Annotated in this window: 19 protein-coding genes and 1 tRNA gene; 13 read left to right on the forward strand and 7 right to left on the reverse strand. The window is 46.1% G+C overall.

Annotation, left to right across the window (positions count from 1 at the left end; all coding sequences use genetic code 11):
* Nucleotides 1–1,268: phosphoenolpyruvate carboxykinase (GTP) (locus tag B7L70_RS08090; protein ID WP_081227353.1), on the forward strand; the 1,268-nt coding region annotated here is incomplete at its 5' end.
* 9 nt (nt 1,269–1,277) lie between these two features.
* On the opposite strand, the gene B7L70_RS08095 is transcribed toward B7L70_RS08090, so the two are convergent.
* The gene (locus B7L70_RS08095; RefSeq protein ID WP_081227354.1) at nt 1,278–2,369 is read right to left on the reverse strand and encodes a DEAD/DEAH box helicase; all 1,092 of its coding nucleotides are present in this window, start codon (nt 2,367–2,369) and stop codon (nt 1,278–1,280) included.
* 62 nt (nt 2,370–2,431) lie between these two features.
* Nucleotides 2,432–2,505, reverse strand: a tRNA-Lys gene (locus tag B7L70_RS08100).
* 78 nt (nt 2,506–2,583) lie between these two features.
* Between B7L70_RS08100 and B7L70_RS08105 the strand changes: the two genes are divergently transcribed.
* Nucleotides 2,584–2,928, forward strand: coding sequence for a hypothetical protein (locus B7L70_RS08105; protein ID WP_081227355.1), 345 nt, complete (start codon nt 2,584–2,586; stop codon nt 2,926–2,928).
* On the opposite strand, the gene B7L70_RS08110 is transcribed toward B7L70_RS08105, so the two are convergent.
* Nucleotides 2,918–4,078, reverse strand: a complete 1,161-nt coding sequence (locus B7L70_RS08110; protein WP_081227356.1) for an MFS transporter — start codon at nt 4,076–4,078, stop codon at nt 2,918–2,920. The genes B7L70_RS08105 and B7L70_RS08110 overlap by 11 nt on opposite strands.
* A 59-nt stretch (nt 4,079–4,137) precedes the next feature.
* Here B7L70_RS08110 and B7L70_RS08115 point away from each other — a divergent pair, with 59 nt between their 5' ends.
* The 3 genes from B7L70_RS08115 (at nt 4,138) to upp (ending at nt 6,691) form a co-directional block, all read left to right on the forward strand.
* Nucleotides 4,138–4,890 (forward strand): HesA/MoeB/ThiF family protein, encoded by a 753-nt coding sequence (locus B7L70_RS08115; protein ID WP_202908714.1) that lies wholly within the window; start codon nt 4,138–4,140, stop codon nt 4,888–4,890.
* Nucleotides 4,891–4,924: 34 nt separating this feature from the next.
* Complete coding sequence (locus B7L70_RS08120; RefSeq protein WP_081227357.1) at nt 4,925–5,863, forward strand: Fis family transcriptional regulator; 939 nt, start codon at nt 4,925–4,927, stop codon at nt 5,861–5,863.
* A gap of 171 nt (nt 5,864–6,034) precedes the next feature.
* Nucleotides 6,035–6,691, forward strand: coding sequence for a uracil phosphoribosyltransferase (gene upp / locus B7L70_RS08125; RefSeq protein WP_238376167.1), 657 nt, complete (start codon nt 6,035–6,037; stop codon nt 6,689–6,691).
* An 87-nt stretch (nt 6,692–6,778) separates the two neighbouring features.
* Here upp and B7L70_RS08130 read toward each other — a convergent pair whose 3' ends face one another.
* From B7L70_RS08130 to B7L70_RS08140, 3 genes are read right to left on the reverse strand one after another with little or no spacing between them, the layout of a single operon-like run.
* Nucleotides 6,779–7,435 carry a bifunctional precorrin-2 dehydrogenase/sirohydrochlorin ferrochelatase gene (locus B7L70_RS08130; protein WP_081227359.1) on the reverse strand — a complete coding sequence of 219 codons (657 nt, stop codon included), beginning with the start codon at nt 7,433–7,435 and terminating at the stop codon, nt 6,779–6,781.
* Nucleotides 7,436–7,479: 44 nt separating this feature from the next.
* A complete protein-coding gene (locus B7L70_RS08135; protein ID WP_081227360.1) occupies nt 7,480–7,998 on the reverse strand; it encodes a hypothetical protein in 519 nt (172 codons plus the stop codon).
* Between the two features lie 36 nt (nt 7,999–8,034).
* The gene (locus B7L70_RS08140) at nt 8,035–8,778 is read right to left on the reverse strand and encodes an enoyl-CoA hydratase/isomerase family protein (RefSeq protein ID WP_081227361.1); all 744 of its coding nucleotides are present in this window, start codon (nt 8,776–8,778) and stop codon (nt 8,035–8,037) included.
* A 121-nt stretch (nt 8,779–8,899) separates the two neighbouring features.
* Between B7L70_RS08140 and B7L70_RS08145 the strand changes: the two genes are divergently transcribed.
* Genes B7L70_RS08145 through B7L70_RS13955 form a run of 3 tightly spaced genes read left to right on the forward strand, consistent with a single transcriptional unit; the run spans nt 8,900 to nt 11,732 of the window.
* Nucleotides 8,900–10,219: a cytosine permease gene (locus B7L70_RS08145; RefSeq protein WP_081227362.1), complete on the forward strand. Its 1,320-nt coding sequence runs from the start codon at nt 8,900–8,902 to the stop codon at nt 10,217–10,219.
* Nucleotides 10,220–10,242: 23 nt separating this feature from the next.
* A complete protein-coding gene (locus tag B7L70_RS13950; RefSeq protein ID WP_238376168.1) occupies nt 10,243–10,914 on the forward strand; it encodes a transposase in 672 nt (223 codons plus the stop codon).
* Complete coding sequence (locus B7L70_RS13955) at nt 10,911–11,732, forward strand: zinc ribbon domain-containing protein (protein ID WP_238376169.1); 822 nt, start codon at nt 10,911–10,913, stop codon at nt 11,730–11,732. The genes B7L70_RS13950 and B7L70_RS13955 overlap by 4 nt, the downstream gene beginning before the upstream one ends.
* Before the next feature lie 101 nt (nt 11,733–11,833).
* Here the strand turns inward: B7L70_RS13955 and B7L70_RS08155 are convergent, their stop codons facing one another.
* Entirely contained in the window at nt 11,834–12,748 is a 915-nt protein-coding gene (locus B7L70_RS08155; protein WP_081227363.1) for a carbamate kinase, read from the reverse strand.
* A 179-nt stretch (nt 12,749–12,927) separates the two neighbouring features.
* Here B7L70_RS08155 and B7L70_RS08160 point away from each other — a divergent pair, with 179 nt between their 5' ends.
* From B7L70_RS08160 to B7L70_RS08180, 5 genes are all read left to right on the forward strand, one after another.
* Nucleotides 12,928–13,203 carry an H/ACA ribonucleoprotein complex subunit GAR1 gene (locus B7L70_RS08160; RefSeq protein ID WP_081227364.1) on the forward strand — a complete coding sequence of 92 codons (276 nt, stop codon included), beginning with the start codon at nt 12,928–12,930 and terminating at the stop codon, nt 13,201–13,203.
* Nucleotides 13,187–14,128: a transcription initiation factor IIB family protein gene (locus B7L70_RS08165; RefSeq protein WP_081227365.1), complete on the forward strand. Its 942-nt coding sequence runs from the start codon at nt 13,187–13,189 to the stop codon at nt 14,126–14,128. The genes B7L70_RS08160 and B7L70_RS08165 overlap by 17 nt, the downstream gene beginning before the upstream one ends.
* 39 nt (nt 14,129–14,167) lie before the next feature.
* Nucleotides 14,168–14,605 carry a MarR family transcriptional regulator gene (locus B7L70_RS08170; protein WP_081227366.1) on the forward strand — a complete coding sequence of 146 codons (438 nt, stop codon included), beginning with the start codon at nt 14,168–14,170 and terminating at the stop codon, nt 14,603–14,605.
* A gap of 35 nt (nt 14,606–14,640) precedes the next feature.
* Nucleotides 14,641–15,210 carry an RNA 2',3'-cyclic phosphodiesterase gene (gene thpR / locus B7L70_RS08175; RefSeq protein ID WP_081227367.1) on the forward strand — a complete coding sequence of 190 codons (570 nt, stop codon included), beginning with the start codon at nt 14,641–14,643 and terminating at the stop codon, nt 15,208–15,210.
* 123 nt (nt 15,211–15,333) lie between these two features.
* On the forward strand, nt 15,334–18,634 hold a 3,301-nt coding region (locus B7L70_RS08180), incomplete at its 3' end, for an FAD-dependent oxidoreductase (RefSeq protein ID WP_081227368.1).

The raw sequence follows: 18,634 nt of genomic DNA on the forward strand, positions 1-18,634 counted from the left end.
AGCAGAGGAGGATATACATAGATTTACTCAGCGAGACTGTCTATTCCGTAAACACGCAATACGGTGGTAACAGCATAGGCCTGAAGAAGTTGGCGCTTAGGCTCACGATTAAGAGGGCTATGGAGGAAGGCTGGCTCAGTGAGCACATGTTCATAATAGGCGTTGAAGGCCCTAGAGGCAGGGTTACGTACTTCACAGGCGCCTATCCATCCATGTCGGGCAAGACCTCCACGGCAATGCTGGGCAGGTTAATAGGTGATGATCTGGCATACCTAAGGAACGTTAATGGTGAGGTTAGGGCTGTAAATCCCGAGGTTGGTGTTTTCGGAATTATTGAGGGTATAAATCCCACCGATGATCCGCTAATTTACGAAGTACTTACGAAACCTGGCGAGGTCATATTCTCCAACGTCCTAATTACCGAGGATGGAGGCGTTTATTGGAATGGTAAGGGAGAACCGGTGCCTGAGAGAGGCACTAATTACACGGGTAAGTGGTGGAAAGGTAAGACCGACGATAAGGGTAATCCAATACCGCCATCCCATCCCAATGCCAGGTTCACGGTACCACTGAAGGCCTTCAAGAACCTGGATCCTAAGTATGACGATCCCAATGGAGTGGTGGTTGGTGGTTTAATATTTGGCGGTAGGGATCCAGATACTTGGGTGCCCGTCTTCGAAGCTTTTAATTGGGACCATGGTGTAGTTACAATAGCGGCATCTCTTGAGTCCGAAAGAACGGCTGCAGTAATAGGTAAGCCTGGCGAGAGGGAGTTCAACCCAATGGCTAATCTCGACTTCCTCTCTGTAGACCTTGGCGTCTACATAACGAATTACCTAAAGTTCGGTGAGGGTTTAGAAAAGCCACCGAAGATATTCGGCGTTAATTATTTCCTCAGGGATGAGCAGGGGAGGTTCCTGAACAGTAAGGAGGATAAGAGGGTTTGGCTTCAGTGGATGGAGAGGAGGGTGCACGGTGAGGTCAGCGCCATAACAACACCGATAGGTTACGTACCGAGGTACGAGGACCTGAGAGAGTTATTCCGCAGTGTCCTCAATAGGGACTACAGGCTCGAGGACTATAATAAGCAATTCGCAATAAGGGTTAGTAAGTTACTCGATAAGATAGACAGGATATGGAAGATATATTCAGAAATACCGACAATACCAAGGAAATTCTTTGAAATACTTGAGGAACAGAAACAAAGACTAATCGAGGCGAAGGGGGCGTACGGTGATCCAATACCACCATCCAGGTTTGAGTCCTAGAGCAAGTAATCAAACCCGGCGAATTAATCTATATGTTGATCCACTAAGTCTAGCCGCTGCATCTATTACATGCATCTCGTCCTTAGTCGCTAGCGTCACAGTGCGACCTCCCCTATTGAGCCTTGCAGTTCTGCCTATCCTGTGAATATAGGTTTCCGGATCTCTGGGCGTGTCGAAGTTTATTATTAACTCTACATCAATTATATCGAGCCCTCGTGATGCCAAGTCAGTCGCAACCAAAATAGGATCGCCCTGGGAATTCCTAAACCTACCCAGCACCTTTTCCCTAGTGAATTGTTTCATACCGCCATGTAAAAGTAACGCATTATAACTACGTAGTAATTGCTTATAGAGCCTATATGCCCTTTCTCTAGTGTTTGTGAAAATCATCGTCTTTCCTTCCAATTCCTTGGTAACGATGTCGTACCTCTCCCTCCAAAAACCATTAATTAAATACACCAGTTGTTCCATAGGTGGAATATCGTACTCGTGATCTCCAACCCTCACGAAAAATGGATCCTTTATTACTCTAGTCATTAATTCACGAACTTTCTCAGGTATTGTGGCGGTGGCAGCAAACGTTTGCCTTCTATTGCGCGTAAGGCTTGATATTACGTATATATCGTTAATAAATCCCATATCCATCATCCTATCGACTTCATCAATAACCAAAAAGTCAACCGCACTGAGGTCTAGGTATGATTTCCTTACAAGGTCAAGTAAACGACCAGGGGTTGCGACTATTAAGGATGCATCCTTGACGAACCTTATCTGCGTATTATAAGGTACTCCCCCATAAATTAAGGCGTGCTTGAATCCTAGGTATTTATTAAACATGCTAAAATGCTCAGCAACTTGAATAGCGAGTTCACGTGTAGGTACGACAACCAAGGATTCCGATACCTTACCGACCATAGAGTTCATTATGGGTAATAAGTAGGCGGCTGTTTTTCCACTACCCGTCCTCGCCTGCATGACAACATTAAATCCCATCAAACCCCTTGGGATAACGATCCTCTGTACCTCTGTAGATCTTTCAAAACCAGCCTCAACAAGGGCGTTTTGCAACTCCACCCTAAGTTTGCTAAATACCTCGTCCACCCCATCCTACGAAACCAGGTATTAATAAAACAGACTGTTTAGATGCTAAATTGAAAAGTTAGCGGGCCCGGTGGGATTCGAACCCACGACCTACGGGTTAAAAGCCCGCCGCTCTACCTGGCTGAGCTACGGGCCCATCATCAAATCTCCCTTTAGGTCTTATAAGCTTCTCGCATCGTTAATTTTTATTAGTCCTTACCTTAATTACAGTTGTATGTCCTCCCTTGTTGATTTGGTGCTGGTTAATTACCATGGTGAGTGGGTCCTGGAGGGCGGTGTTGTGAAGTACATTGAGCATGTTGATGGCGACATTATCGAGGCTGAGCTTGAGAATTGCGGTGAGGATTATGTGGATTGCGTGATTGAGGATGTGGTGAAAAGGCTTGGTGATGAATTGAAAATTCCTAGATCCGTGTTAGGGGCTGTTAAGGCGAGGCTTAAGTTGCTTGGTTTCCCATTGATGATAAGGTCGCGTGAGGAGGGCAGCTCATTAATTGTTGACCTTAGGGGCAAGGGTGGTAATGCCCAGTTGGTGGTTCGTTATCAACTCATCGCCTAGCAATTAGGGTTATCCTCAATATCGCATATAGTGCTAGCGATACCGTGAATATTACCAGGGCTAGCAATGCTATGCCCCCAAGCCCAAGGGTCACGTAGGAGTAGCTACCCAATAAACTACCCACGCCCATGCCCACACCGAGGACCAGGCTATAGAGCCCCATGGCTGATCCCCTCATACTTATTAATGCCTCGTCACCAGTCAACGCGAGTATTGAGGGGACTATGGCCGATGCCATGAATATGAATGGTGCCGAGATGGCTATGGCAATTATTGGGTTGACCCCGATCAGTAATAATGTGGTTAGGGTGATGAGGCCTATCGATACTCCCACCACGCCAATGCCCATTGTTTTTAACCTACCCAACCTATCCGATACGTATCCAAAGAATACTGAGCCCAACCCAATAACCAGGGTTGCGCCGAGGAATAACGCACCAACGTGCACTGGCAATACACCTTCAATGCTACCTATGGCTCTTCCCGAATATATCGCTGCTCCAAGTATCGTGGTTATTGAGAACCATAGGGGCAGTGTTGGTATGGCTCTTCTCGAAACACCCCTAAGTGGGTTTAGGTACGTGACGCCGCTGATGGGTTTCGTCTCGATTATGTACCTCATGATGACCACGTAGAGTAAGGCAAGCGATAACAATAATACTATGAAGGCTGTGGGACTCTTAAATACCTGGTATAGGATTGACCCCACCATATAACCACTCGCGTAACCAAATATATTTAGAAAATCAAAAACCCCCATACCCAAGCCCCTATAACCGTGCTCTGTCAAATCCGTTATCATGGCCAGTGTTGAGACCAAAACTAGTGCGGCACCAAACCCAATTGCACCATTAAATGCCGCGGTAAAGAGGGGGTCTTTCATTATCGATATTGATGCGTACACAGCGACCATGAACATGAGCAACCATGCATAACCAAGAATCAATGTTAATCTCCTACCCAGCTTATCCGCCATGTAGCCTGCCACAAACGAGCTTGCAGCCTCAACGAATGGGTATGTGGCCAGTATTATTCCTATCATAACGCTATTACCTGGTGATAGGTATGAGATTAGGAATGTGTTCGCCCCGGATCCAACTCTTATGGTTAAGATTGGTAGATATGGCGATAGGGACTTGGTGCTCCTCATGGTCGTTGATAATGCACACATAATCCTTAATAATTTTTATTAATATTCCCCAAAATAGAATGAGGATCATGCAATTAATGGATAGGTACTCGAGGCAAATAGCCGTTATTGGTAGGGAGGGTCAGGAGAAGTTATCCAAGGCTCGTGTCGCCGTCATAGGTCTTGGAGGCCTTGGATCTCTCGTAACCCTCTACCTGGTTGGTGCGGGTGTTGGCGAATTAACGATTGTTGATTATGACACAGTAAGCATATCAGATTTGCACAGGCAATTACTCTATAGGGAAGAGGATGTTGGCAAGCCTAAGGTTGAGGTTGCCGCTAGGAGACTCCATGATCTTAACTCCACTGTTAGGATTAGGTCTGTTGGTGAGGCATTGACTGAGGATAACGTTGACGACATCATTAGGGACGCTGATGTGGTTATTGATGCTCTTGATAATTGGTTGAGTAGGCAGGTTCTTAATGAATCAATAGTTAGATTAAGGAAGCCTCTAGTTCATGGTGCAGTTAATGGTTGGTATGGCCAAGTATCTACGATAATACCAGGCAAGACTCCGTGCCTCTACGAACTTGTTCAATTAAAATCACTACCACAGTGTGTTGGTTTCTGCCCAGTAGTTGGCCCTGTTGTTGGTGTTGTTGCTTCTATAGAGGCCCTTGAGGTCATTAAGCTGATTACGGGTATTGGTGAACCCTTAACCAGTAGGTTGTTGGTTATTGATGGTAAGAATTGGATTATTGATGAAATAAGGCTAAGCAGGGTTGAAAACTGCCCTGTTTGTTCAAAATATCTTAAGAGTAAAGAGAAATAATTTTATTTAGGATTTCCTCCTACGAGGATACACTATGAGGAGATTCCTGGCGGCATTGTGGGCAAGGTTGAGCAATAGACCATTGGCACTATGTGATAGTGGTGATGTTGATGGAATAACGAGCGCCGCACTATTCCTGAGGAAGTACCCCAATGGTGTCGTGGTTCTTGCCGCACCAAGTGAGGTTAATAGGTCCTGGTGGATCAAGAGCTTTTATTGGACATTCGTAGCAGACCTACCCTGCCCAGGTAAAGTTCTAATAAGGGCTGATCACCACAAGACAAATAAGCCCTGCGCCAAGGTTGAGTATTACGATCCAGAGGCTCCGTGCTCGGCATTAATGGCTATGAAAGCCCTCGATCTAGAGAGCGATACCGTAGTTAATAGTCTCGTTAAAGTTGCGATAGAGACTGATACAGCCAGTATCAATAGTAAGGAGGCTGAGGAACTCGATTTAGCCGTTAGGTTTGCATCCTATTCAGAGAAGCTTTACATAGCAAGGGCCCTCGCTACTAATGGTCTTCAGGCGCTTGAGAATAACAAAATACGTAAACTCGTGGAGAGGGGTGATAAGGCAAAGAGGCTCATGCTTGAGATTGCGAATCAAATACCAATTAGGGATGTGGTTAACATATACAGCCCAATAAACCTTGGAATATCCTATAGGCAATTGACGATAGAGCTCCAGCACAGAGGGGCTAGGATGGTCAATATACTGTTGAGGCTCGGTAGGAGAACCTTTAGGTACTATTGCGGTGCTGATAAGAATGGTCCATACGATTGCACGCAGGTAGCTATAAAACTTGGTGGCGGTGGTCATAGGTATGCCGCAGGCGCTCAATATAAGGCGCCCTTATTAAATACGCAGAGAGGTCTTGACCTATTTATAAACACGTTAAAGACGTATCTAAGCATCGATAAGCTCGAGCTTCTTGAATTATCGAGAGGATCTATCAAGACCCTAACCTATTAAGTAATTAGGGCTGGGTTTTGCACGATCTCATGACAAAGCGAATAACGAGTTATCCGCGCTTTGAACCCTCATCACCAACCCTCAGCGGCTACCATTCTCTTCACGTAATACTACGGAAATATCTGTGAAAATACTTATAAATAAACATTTATGCAAAAGGGCGGGTCTTCCTTGGGTCGTGTCGTAGTTATTGATCATCCACTGGCTCAAGCCATTTTAACGACCCTTAGGGACAAGAATACGAAGCAGATAGAGTTTAGGAAGGGCCTCGTCAGGCTTGGTAGATTGATGGGTTATGAGATTGTTAAGTCAATGGATATCGAAACAGTCGAGGTCGAGACACCACTCGGGGTTAAGGCTAAGGGGGTTAGGATTAAGGATCTAGATCACGTTGTAATAATTCAAGTCCTTAGGGCGGCAATGCCTCTTGTTGAGGGTCTCGTTAAGATTTTCGCTAACGCAAGAATGGGCGTGGTAAGTGCTAGGAGGGTTGAGGAATCCCATAAACCTGGCTCGCTGAATTTTGATATTGAGGTTACGTACGTTAAAGTTCCCAGGATATTCGGCGACGACGTATTAATAATTGCCGACCCCATGCTAGCCACAGGCTCCACAATAGTTACGGTCCTTAGGCATGTACTTAAGTATGGCAATCCAAAGAGGACAATAGTCGTGAGCGTTATAGCCACGAGGTACGGCATAGAGAGGGTGTTTAAGGAGTATCCGTTTGCTGAGATATACACCGTATCCATAGACCCAGAATTAAATGAGAGGGGCTACATAATACCCGGCTTAGGCGATGCGGGAGATAGGGCGTTTGGTGGCTAAATTATCCAAGCCATTAATGCTCAGAACATTTCAATTGACTTAAAATAAACCTCCGGTAAAAATCAGTAAAGATATTATATTCTATTACTATGTTTTGTTTTCAATTTTATGTAGCACATAATCGAGCGCTTCATCGATAAGACCCTTCCTTGCTAACTCATTGAATTTCTCATCATTATCAAGCTCCATGTATAGCCTCAACCTAGCCTTCACATCCTTAACACTCTCCTTAATCCTGCTCTTTACGGCATACCAAACACGGGCCATGTTCATCAACTCCTCATCATCCTTCAAAATATGTAGTATCTCATCAAGGGCTCTCCTAGCCACAACACCGCTTAATCCTTCGGTGGTTACCGCAATCCTTATACCATTTATCTCGCCCTCAAATGGCACGACAACCTCCGTCTCCTCGGCGTTGGTGGCATCATTAAAGAACTTCTTAAGATCCCTGGCTATCCTCCTGGCATTCTCATTCGCAATTGGGTCATTTGTTGCGATAACCACCAGGTCAGCCCACTCAATATTACTACGAAGCAAACCTGGATCTCTTGCATCGCCCTTAATGAGTACGACCTTTCCCTGCTCAGCGTACCTAACTAAGTCATTACTAAATTCTAGACCAATTACCCTAACGTTGGCGCCAGCCATGAGGAATTTCACGGCTCTACGAGTACCAACTCCCCCACCACCAATTACCAAGACATTCCTGCCTTCAAACTCCATGAATAGAGGTACCTTCACGCTAACCCCCTCCCTTTATCTAGTATTTGTATTTAATAATGATTTTATTCCTTACTTGCGTCTAACGGTATGGAACTCAGTATTAAGTCCCTAATCTTAATAATCGAATCAAGAGTCAGCGTCCCCTTAATAATAAAGTCTGCATTAACCAAAGCTCGTCCAACCTGCCCACATTGGTCACTCACCATGTAAATAGACCCAGGTACTTGAGAACTTAGGAGTTGCATCGTGCCAGCGCTCTCATCAAAGCCTATGGTGAGCCTAGGGCCATAAACATAGTCTACGTTAAATCCAAGCGCCACTACCAGGTTAGGCTTATGATTGTTTATTAACCTGGTAACCAAGTTCCTTAAGCCATGTTCGTTGCATGGCAAGGGTGATTTAGGAATTATTGATTCAATGCCTGACTTGGCAAGTAGCACAGCCAGTAATGAGTAGAACTGGGGCTTTATACCGGGTGGTGTCAATATTAATACCCGTGCGCTGGCATTGCTGGGCTTAAACACCATGATATCCCCATTGACGTATACTCTGTACTCACCGCTATCGAACACCCTGGTCATTTAATAAGGTGCCTTGGGCGAGTAATAAATAATTTCCTATCTCTTCAAGAACTCCTCCAGTTTATCCTTAACGTCCCGCTTCAGCGATTCCCTGGCTAAGGTACTTAATAATTCGTCCCACCTATCCTCAACAATACCTATTATTGACCTAATCATTAACCGCTTAAGCTCCAGGTACACACCCTGGGGTATACTGCGTAGCTTCCTCACGAGCTCTACGGATACCTTAAGACCCTCATCCAAGTTATCAACAATCTTATTGACAATGCCCCAATTGAGAGCCTCCTCGGTGCTGAGCTTGAAATCCCTATCCAGGAAGAACCTAGACCTCAGCATCCCAAAGAGGTAGGGCGTGAAGGCTGGGGTTACTGGCACAAGCCCATACCTAATGCCGGGTAACGAGAACTCCGAGCCCCTAACAGCGATCACCTGGTCAAAGAAGTAAAGTAGCTCCGTGGCGAAGCCGTAAGCCGAACCATTCACTAAAGCCACGATTGGCTTCTCGCAATTAGCCACGGTTAAGGCTAAGTCCTTAATAGCCGAGAAGTATCTGGTGGACTCCTCAATCGTGCTGAACCCATAGATCTCGGCTAAATCAAGACCAGCCGAGAAAACCTTACCCTCACTGGTTAAGATCACACCATCAAAGTCCCTACAACCGGTTGACACGGCATCCCTAGTCCTCAGGGTTAACTCGAGACTGAAGGCATTCCTCTTCTCAGGTCTATTCAACTTAACAATGAGTAAATCCTCAAGAGGTTCTGTAATCACGATATCCATCGATATGTTCATTAAAATAGTCCTTAATTTGCTTTATCGGCATTGATTTCACAAATTTCGATTACTTAATTAAATTAAAAGTAACGCTTATAAGAACATCGTGAGATGAGGGAAGGGCATCTTGGGCTACCTAACGGAGAGGGTTAAGGATGTAAAATATGATGCTGAGAGAGGACAGGTTGAGCTGGTCAAAGGGTATCCAGAAGAGGGGTTTCTATGGAATCCAGACTTTCATCCAACACCAATTAATAAGAGGAATTGGGATTGGTACACATATGCAGCGATTTGGTTTGGTATGGCATTTATAGTGCCCAGTTGGTCCTTAGTTAGCGTTGGTTTAGCCTTCGGTTTAGGTACATGGGACTCACTACTGGCTGTGTTTCTGGGTAATGTTATCGTCTTAATACCAATGATTATACAGTCGCACGGTGGCGCTAGGTATGGCATACCGGAACCCGTGCTTACCAGGACGAGGTGGGGTGTTTATGGCGCCATATTCCCGAGCTGGGTTAGGGCAGTGATTGGGGCTGGTTGGTGGGGCATAGAGACGTACATAATGACCGAGGCTGCCGTTGGAATATACGCGATAATCACCCATAAATTGAATGTAATACAGGGTCTTGTTACGAAGGGTGTGGCGAACCCATTTACACTAAGCCTAGCATTCCCAGCAGTCTTTTGGGTGACCTTCGCCGCGATAATAGCGCTCCAATTGCTCCTACTGTACTTCTCACCTGTGCCTGAGGCGCAACCAACGCTTAAGTGGTTCGCAAGGTCGGCTGCGCCATTGATTTTACTGGGCTTCCTTATGATATGGGGCATTTTCATGTCAAGGGCTGGTTGGCACTATGGTGGTATTATTGTCTCGCCAACAATTCACGGACTTAACTACTGGCTTGCATGGTTGGCCTTCTTGAACGCTAACGTTGCCTATTGGGCTACGATGGCATTGTCAATGCCTGATTACACGAGGTTCGCAAAGAGCCAGTTTGCGCAGGTGGTTGGTCAATCCTTCATGCCGTTAATGATGGTTATGGTTGGTTTACTTGGGATAATGACTACAGGTGCAATCATGTATTTATACCACATACCCATTTGGGACCCGATACTAATCACCACACTATATCTGCCGGCTGGATTGGCGATTTTTATAAACATAGTCTTTATGTTAGCCACGTTTGCAGTAAATGTCTTTGCAAATACAGTGGGACCCGCGTATGATTTTGCAAATACATTCCCGAAGAGACTCACTTGGTTTAGGGGTGTTGTGATAGTTGTGATTATTTCAATAATCCTGGGTGCATGGACATTTTACGGCTCTGCGTACGGCTATCTATACAATTGGTTATTAACCTATGGAGGCCTACTTGGTTCTATCGAGGGCATAATAATATTTGACTACGCCTTAATTAGGAGGTTTAAGTTCGAATTAGGTTTATAAAAACCCTGCTTTGTTGGTGGCTGGTGCCTGGGTTGGTGCCTTTTTCTTCGGGTGAGTTGGTGGGTCGATTACCCACCCTTTTCACCAACCCGGGCACTCCCTCTTCTTCCAAGCGGAGTAATGTGCGTACTGTTAGGCTTAGGTTGTTGCCTAGTGGTTCTCAGGAGAGGAAGTTGCGGAGGATTGCAGATGCTACTGCTAGGTTATGGAATGAGCTTAATTATGCTAGATTGGTGCAGTATAGGGAAACGGGTAGGGTTGATTTCGAGGGTACAGAGCATGAGTTTTACTACAAATACAATAGCGTGTTAGGCGTGAATGCCGGTCAGGTGATTAACCTAAATAATTGGATGTGGAACTCATTCTTCGAACTACTCAAGCTGTACAGGCAAGGCAAGTTGCCTAAATTCATGGGTAAACCATCACCGCCAGGCTTCTGGAAGGATAAGCTACTGGGGAAGAGGGAGCTAAGGATTTTGGTGAGGAACGATAGGTACTACCTAGAGCCAATCAACAATGGCGAGGGCTACTTGGTCCTAAAGGACTGGGGTTTGAGGATAAAGTATGCAGGAAGGATAAAGTGGAGCGGTAAGCAAGGCACACTCATAATAAAGTACGAGGATGGTAGGTGGTTCGCATATGTACCAATCACCGTTGGGGGAAGCCATCGAGGAGTAACCCGAGGGGTTACGTGAGGGGCGTCCATGATAAGATACAAATCGAGAATCCTAAAGGTGGTAATAAGGCGTTTATTGATATTGGCTTGAACAACCTGTTTGCGGTGGTGTTTAATCACACTGACGTTGCAATGCTCATAAAGGGTTCGACAGTGAAGGCTGAGTATTATTGGTGGAAGCGTGAAATAGGCACTTACCAAGCGATTAGGGATTGGTTGAGGAACCACGGATTCGAATCATGGAAAAAGTACCACGCATTCTACCTGCATGCGGTTTTCAAGAGGAGGGAGAGGTTGAGGCACTACTATAGAACGGCGATTAGATTTCTGGCGAAGACCTTGTGGCAGATAGGCATTGACGAGGTATTCATTGGTTATCCGTATCTAGTTAGCCAAGATAATGGTAATGAGTTCAACACCAATATTTGGTGGTATACGAAGGTAATCAATTGGCTTGGTGAGGTGTTGCAGGAATACGGAATCAAACTGCATGTTGTTAATGAGTACGGAACAAGCAAACAATGCTCAATATGCAATGCGGAGCACGAAAACGGTAGGGTAAAGAGGGAATTGTACATATGCCCAGTAACGGGCATAAAAATCAACGCAGACATAAACGCAGCAAGGAATATCGCAAAGAAGGTAGGCTACAAAACACCAACACCAAAGAAAATACTAACCTACATAGTAACAACCAACGGCATAAAACCAATAACCCCCAAGGAGGGAGTAACACCCGAGACCCCCAAGATTAAACCCCGCCCAACAGAGCGAGGAGGGGGTCATACAATGGGTAATGCCCAAATACCAACCAGAATTGAAGGGTTCAGTACTTAGGCATGGCTATGTTAGTGAGGAAACTAATCGAATATTTAACGGCAAATAAAGCCGTTCCAAATAATTGATCTAAAATTAAAATCATCACCTGAATAAGGGTACTACGCAATTATCCGTGTTCCCACAACGCCCTTAAGTATATCCCTGGCCCTACCAAGCGGTCCTATATACACGGCCTTACCGCCGCTCCTTAAGAATCGTATTGCGGCTAATACCTTAGGCCCCATACTTCCTGGCAGGAATTGTCCCTCGTTATAGTATTTCTCGACTTCACCCACTGTGATCTCCGCAAGTTTTCTTTGGTTCGGTTTCTTGTAGTTTAAGTACACGTAATCTGTGTCTGTGAGTATTAACATGTAATCGGCGTTTATGGCATTAGCTAAAACCTGGCTTGCTAAGTCCTTATCGATAACAGCCTCAACACCGTGAATTTCACCATTTATTGTCACAGGTATTCCTCCACCACCAACGGTAATCGGCACAAAACCCTCCCTAAGCAGTAACCTTACTAATTCGATATCCATTATGCCCTGTGGCTCGGGTGATGGTACAACCCTCCTGTAGCCGCCGCGTACATCCCACCTAAAAGCCCAACCCCTCTCCCTAGTCAATTTATCGGCTGTTTCCTTATCATACAGAGGACCTATGAACTTAGTGGGGTTTTGGAAGACTACATCGTTTTTATTAACTATGACTCGCGTAATAACCACAACAGGGTTCCGCCGAATACCCCGCCGTCTAAACTCGTTGGTAAGGGCGTTGGCTATTAAGTAACCCATCCAGCCCTCCGTGGCCGCGTCTATCATGTCTAGGCTTAGGTAATCACCAACCTTCTCGGACAGAAGCCCTGCCTGTGGTCCATTGCCATGGGTCACAACAACATCAAAACCCTCCTCAATGAGGTCCGCTATATCGTTGGCTGCTAATTTAACGCGTTCTATCTGCTCTTCCGGTAAACCGACCTTACCACCTTCTCTGGCGAAGGCGTTGCCCCCCAGTGCCACGACAATGAGCACACAGGGTTTTCGACTATCATATTTATATTCTTTTTGTATGATTATGCGCATTATTTATAGTTGGCGGACATGTGTATAGTTATACCTTACTATTTTTCACCTAATACGGTTGTATTACACAGATATTCTACCCGACGAAAAGTATTACTTTTAAATATTGTATACGACGTATACGCTGGATGCTCAGGAAGGTTGGTGACATCTTGCACGTGTCCCGTGATGGGAGGTTCGTACTAAAACTATCAACTACCCCTCCCCTGGGGGTCACTATTTATGATTACTCAATGAGAAGGCTTGGTGTTTTATACGATATTATCGGCCCCGTGAATTCACCGTATGGTCTGGTGAAACCTGACCCACAGTTGCCAGAGGTCAATGAATTCGTGGGTAAACCCGCCTATGTTAGGGATGTTGACTTGAGAAGGAGAGGTGGTAGGCATGGTCACGCCAGGTAGACTCATTAAGCAGGACATACTTAGGTGCCCGTACTGTGGATCTACGGATATAGTGTTTGATTCTGAGTATAGTCAATTTGTCTGTAGACATTGCGGTTCTGTAATTCAGGACCACGTGGTGGATCTCGGCCCTGAGTGGAGGGCCTTTAATGGTGAGGAGGCAATGATTTACGAAAGGGCGAAGCCGATAAGCCCGGCTTTACCTGGCCATGGACTTGGTGGTTCGGTGATAGAGACCAAGCATGTTCATAATCCCACACTTCAGAATAGATTGAGGGCATTAATACGATTAAATAAGTTCAATCAATATCAATACACCGAGAGACGGGTTGCCGAGCTTCACGAGGTTCTGGAGCAGGTTAGGTATAAATTGAACTTACCAAGTAGTGTTATTGATGAGGCGCTTGTGCTACTCAGGCAATTATCGAGTAAATACGATTTGAGGGGTGTTAGGACTAGGGACTTGGCCTTGGTTCTACTCTATGTGTCGTGCAAAAGAGCAAGGCTTGTTTGTCCGCTTCGTGAGTTGAGGAACACGTTAGGTATTGAGAGAAGCAAGAGGGTTAGTAGACTTCTTGAGCTTGTTAGGCGGGTGGTTGGTAATGAGGGTATTGTCATTAAGAGCCAAGAGGAGCTGGGTAGATTCCTTCAAAAGGTTATTAATACGCTTAGGCTTAATGAGGACGTTAGGTATTACGTGACGAAACTGGCAATGGACATAGTTAATGAGGGTCGACGTAAACACTTGACGAATGGTAGAACATTCTATGCACTAATTGCGTCAGCGGTGTACATAGCCGTGACCCTAGTGGGCGTGAGGAAGAGGCAGAGGGATGTAGCTGAGGCTTCGGGGATAACCGATGTCACAATTCGAAATAGGTATAAGGAGATAATTTCAAAGATGAATATCGTGATTGATGTGTAAAAGTTAAGTGTTTTTAAGGGGCTTTACTAAGGGTTGTTCGTGAGTGATGAGGCGTCCTCAATAATTAGGGAATTGAATGATAAGGAAACGAGGATACTCACGGAGATCTATAAGGCGGGCGGTGAAGTTATGCTAAAGGACGTGTGGAAGGTCATGGGTATCAAGAGCAAGGCCGGGATGCCGTTCATCAACAAACTCGAGAAGAGGGGCTTGTTGGAGAAGGAGAATGTGGGTAGTAAGAAGAAGATAATGTATAAGGTCAAGTTGACAGAACTGGGTATGACTGTTGCCAAGGAATTGATCGAGGCTGGATCATTAATGAAGGTTTTAACTTACGATCTGCTAACCAGGATACCATGCTTCTACTGCCCATACATCGACGTATGTGGCACAACAGACGAAATAACACCAGAAAAGTGTGAATTCCTTAATAAGTGGATTCACGAGATGAGTGGGCAGGGTAGTTTGGGCCAGTAAAAATTAATTATTTCCTTAATGGAGTACGTAGGACAATGTCGAGAGAAATTTATAGGGTTTTCATAGCCGTGGACTTAATTGACCAGTTGAAGGAGCCGATAGTAAGGATGCAGAAGGAATTGATGGGCTCAGGCGTTGACATGAAACCCGTGGAGCCCGAGAATCTCCACATAACCCTTAGGTTCATTGGCGAAATTAGCAAGGACCTTGTCGAGGAGATTAAGAAAAGGCTGGGCGGCATCAAGTACAGGCAGTTCACAATACACATGAGGGGTGTTGGCGCATTCCCAAGCATAGAGAGGCCTAGGGTTATTTGGGTGGGTATTGAGGAGGGTGCCAGGGATTTGGCGAATCTTCATGAGTTAATCATGAGACTCACTGGTGATATTGGTGAGAGGGATGAGAGGGGTTTCGTTCCTCATTTGACCATTGCCAGGGTTAGGTATGTGAGGAATTGGGATAGGTACATGGAGGTCATTAAGAAGTGGGGGAATGTGGACTTCGGAACCCAGGTCGTTGATAGCATAAGGCTTAAGAGGAGTGTTTTAACGCCTAAGGGGCCTATCTATAGTGATTTGTTGGTTATTAAATTATCCACGCAGTGATTTGTTTTCTATAATTATTTATTATTAAAATTATGTTTTATTAGGATATTAGTCAGGGGGTTAATGGTTATTCTTCGTTTGACGTAGATAAAATATTTAAAAGCTATAAGTAAATTGGCATTAATGAGTAAACGGCTTGATGCTAACCAGGTTAGGAGACCGCTGGGTAGATTGAAGATAGTGCCGGAGCTCTGTATTGGGGATGGATTATGCATCGATGGGTGCCCCGTTGGCATCCTGGAGTGGTCCAAGAAACCCAATGCCAAGGGTTACCTCTACCCGGTGATTAAGGCTGGTAGGGAGGAGGAGTGCACGGCATGTAATTACTGCGGCAATGTGTGCCCTAGGAATGCGATATACGTGGAGCGTGAGGAATACGTAGACCTCACAAAGCCAGTACCAAGGCCTGTGGTTGAGTATGATAGGGTGCTAATAATTGGTGGTGGTATTGCCGGTATTGAGGCTGCCCTAGCCCTAGCCAGGATGGGTCGTAAAGTGACCCTTGTCGAGAAGTCACCATCAATCGGTGGTAAGATGGCTCAACTGGACAAGACATTCCCAACGCTGGACTGCAGCATATGCATCGAGGGACCATTGATGTCTGAGGTTAGTGGGTTGAAGAACGTGGAGATATTAACATCATCTGAAGTCCTCGAGGTTTCCGGAGAGCCTGGTAGGTATAGGGCTAAGATATTGGTTAAGCCTAGGTTCGTCACTGACGAGTGCACCAGGTGTGGCCTATGCACGGGTGTATGTCCAATGGTTGCGCCGGATGAGTATAATGCGGGGTTAAGCACTAGGAAGGCTATTTATCAACCCTTCACCCAAGCAGTGCCTGGTATATACGTCATAGACCCGGATATTTGCCTAAACAAGCCGCCCGATAACATCGTATGTAATAGGTGTACCGAGGTTTGTGAGCCGAGATCCATCGTATTCACCATGACCCCTAGGATAGTGGAGAGGGGTGTTTCATCGATAATCGTTGCCACGGGTTACGAGTTAGAGGGTGGCGAAGCCCTGAAAAAGCTTGGTTATGGCTCTCACCCCAATGTGCTCACGTCGCTGGAATTCGAGAGATTGGTCAACTCAGCTGGTCCAACAATGGGCGAGATAATCAAGCCAGCGGATAGGGGGCACCCAAGGAAATTATTGCTCGTGTCCTGCGTTGGGTCTAGGAATGAGAAATACAATAGTTACTGCTCGAAGGTGTGTTGTGAATACCTTCTGAAGCAAGCGATCTATGCCAAGAATCATGGGGTGGAGGATGTAACGTTACTCTACATGAATGATATTAGGACTTACGGTAAATTGTTTGACAACCTATATAGGAAGGTTGTGGAGGAGGGGGTTAGGATAATCCACGGTAGACCCCAAATCATTGGTTACAATAATGGTGGCATTAGGGTGAGGCTCGAGGATACCAGGACTGGTAAGACTGATATCGAGGAGTTCGACATGGTGGTTTTGGCACCCGCGCTTAAACCACCGAGTGATTTGAGGAAATTGTCCGTGTTGTTAGGAATGCAATTGGATAAGTATGGGTTCGTGAGTACGAACCCTGCGAACCCAGTCGCCACATCACAACCCGGCATATTCGCCATAGGTGCCGCCACAGAGCCTAGGGATATTACAGAGTCCGTGGTTATGGCGTGGGCTGCCGCAACGCAGGCTGCCCTAATGACGAAACCCACAAAATCTCTTGAGGAGTCAGTAACTGAATTAGCGGTTGGTGAGGAGGTTAGGGTTGGGGTTTTTGTGTGCCATTGTGGTTCGAACATAGCCGGTGTTGCTGATGTGAATGAGTTGGTTAGGTTCTCCCAGGGGCTTCCCAACGTTGTCCATGCCGAGAGCATACCCTTCGCCTGCTCCAAGCCAGGTTTGGAGAGGTTTGGGCAGGTGATTAGGGAGAAGGGGTTGAATAGGGTTGTCATAGCCGCCTGCTCACCAGCCACGCACTTACCCATATTTAGGGATGTCGCGAGGAAGGTTGGGCTTAATCCATACCTGGTTACCATGGTTAATATTAGGAATCTAGACACCTGGGTTCATCCTGATAGGAGGGTTGCTACTGAGAAGGCAAAGGACATGATCAAAATGGGAGTTGCAGAAGCCCTTAGGTTGAGACCTGTTAAGCAATTGAAGATACCCGTCATCAATAGAGCCTTAATCATCGGTTGTGGACCGGCAGGCCTTGCCGCGGCCACGGCCCTCGCAGAATCGGGTGTGGAGACCATCGTGGTGGAGAGGGGTGATAAGTGCGGTGGATTGGTGGCTCAATCATTGATTAAGGCATTGCCGGAGGGCGAGACGGCCTATGAAGCCCTTAATAACCTAATCAAGAGAGCCCTGAGGGCTGGTGTTAGGGTGATATTCAATACAACAGTGAGGGAGGTGAGCGGATTTGCCGGTAATTTCCATGTGGTTCTAACAAACAATGAGGAGTTGGATGTTGGGGCCATCATAGTAACCACAGGGGCTAATCCAATTACGACTAAGGAGTTAGGCCTCGATGATTCAAGGGCCATTTCCATTTACGACGTACTCACAGGCCCACCTAGGGAGTTGGGCAATGATGTGGTGATACTGGACCTATGCGGTAAGCCCTACTGCCAAAGCGTCATGCTCAACCTAGCGATTAGGTACGTTAAGGAGGGCAGAAACGTGTACGTTGTGTATAGGGACATGATGACCGTGGGACAGCTTGAGGATATATATAGGGAAGCCAGGAGATCCGGCGTTTACTTCCTCAGGATATCCAGGGATGGTTCGTGGAACACTCACGTAACCATCAATGGGGACTCCATGATCGTTAATGACGTAGAGCTGGGAGGCCCAGTTACTGTGCACTTTACCTCAATACTCGTGAATACACCAATGAAGCCGAATACGGAGGACATATCTAAGATTCTGAAGTTGGCAAAGTACAATGATGGACACTTCGTAGAGGCCCACGTTAAATTAGGCCCAGTTGATACAATGACCCCCGGTGTATTTATTGCTGGTGCCGCTAGGTCGGATGTTGGCCTTGGGGAGGCTATTACGGAGGGCTTTGCAGCGGCTGGTAAGGCATTGGCGCTGTTATCCACTGGGCAGATAGTGAAGGATTCGTTAATACCCAGGGTGGATCCAAACAAGTGCGTGGGTTGTATGATGTGTGTTAAGGCATGTCCATTCAATGCAATAGAGGGTAAGCCGGGGCATGTCATTAAGATAAATGAGGCTGCATGTCAAGGTTGCGGTGCATGCGTCGGCGAATGCCCATACGGTGCATTAGACATGGACTGGCCAAGCGATGACGCTATTTTGGCTCAGGTTGAGGCTGCTTTGGCTGAGGGGGCTGAGGGGAAGGTTGTTATGTTCACTTGTGCCTACTGCTCCTACTGGGCTGCTGATAATGCTGGCATCTTTAAGTTGCAGTACC

This window comes from Vulcanisaeta sp. EB80, assembly GCF_002078205.2.